The sequence below is a fragment of the Stenotrophomonas genospecies 3 genome (assembly GCF_054473855.1).
In genome coordinates this window covers 1-1,079 of record NZ_JBTMUR010000040.1, presented here as the reverse complement: position 1 = coordinate 1,079, position 1,079 = coordinate 1, and the positions used below count along the sequence as shown (strand labels likewise).

Here is a 1,079-nt window from a genome sequence, read left to right as displayed (position 1 = left end):
TTGATCAGGGTGACTTCCATCTTGACGTTGTCACCCGGCATCACCATTTCGACGCCTTCCGGCAGCTTGGCGGCGCCGGTGATGTCGGTGGTGCGGAAGTAGAACTGCGGACGGTAGCCGTTGAAGAACGGGGTGTGGCGGCCGCCCTCGTCCTTCGACAGGACGTACACTTCGCCTTCGAACTTGGTGTGCGGCTTGATCGTGCCCGGCTTGGCCAGCACCTGGCCACGCTCGACGTCGTCACGCTTGGTGCCGCGCAGCAGCAGGCCAGCGTTGTCGCCTGCCTGACCCTGGTCCAGCAGCTTGCGGAACATTTCAACGCCGGTCACGGTGGTCTTCTGCACCGGACGGATGCCGACGATTTCGATTTCGTCGCCAACCTTGATCACGCCGCGCTCGATACGACCGGTCACCACGGTGCCGCGGCCCGAGATCGAGAACACGTCTTCCACCGGCATCAGGAACGGCTTGTCGATCGCACGCTCCGGCTCCGGAATCCAGCTGTCCAGCGCGTCGACCAGCTTCAGGATGGCCGGCACGCCGATGTCGCTCTGGTCGCCTTCCAGCGCCAGACGGGCCGAACCGGCGATGATCGGGGTGTCGTCGCCCGGGAACTCGTACTTGCTCAGCAGCTCGCGCACTTCCATCTCGACCAGCTCGAGCAGCTCGGCGTCGTCCACCATGTCGGCCTTGTTCAGGAACACGACGATGTACGGCACGCCGACCTGGCGCGACAGCAGGATGTGCTCACGGGTCTGCGGCATCGGGCCGTCAGCGGCCGAGCACACCAGGATCGCGCCGTCCATCTGGGCGGCACCGGTGATCATGTTCTTGACGTAGTCAGCGTGGCCCGGGCAGTCAACGTGGGCGTAGTGACGGATCGGGGATTCGTATTCGACGTGCGCGGTCGAGATCGTGATGCCACGCGCCTTTTCTTCCGGCGCGGCGTCGATCGAGGAGTAGTCCTTGAACTCGCCACCGAAGCGCTCGGCACCGATCTTGGTCAGTGCGGCGGTCAGCGTGGTCTTGCCGTGGTCGACGTGACCGATGGTGCCGACGTTGACGTGCGGCTTGGTGCG

Annotated in this window: 1 protein-coding gene; it reads right to left on the bottom strand. The window is 64.7% G+C overall.

Features of this window, described 5'->3' with window-relative positions; genetic code table 11:
* Window positions 1-1,079 (bottom strand): elongation factor Tu (tuf, locus tag ACX9OT_RS21830; RefSeq protein ID WP_459003667.1); only part of this gene is annotated, 1,079 nt, incomplete at both ends.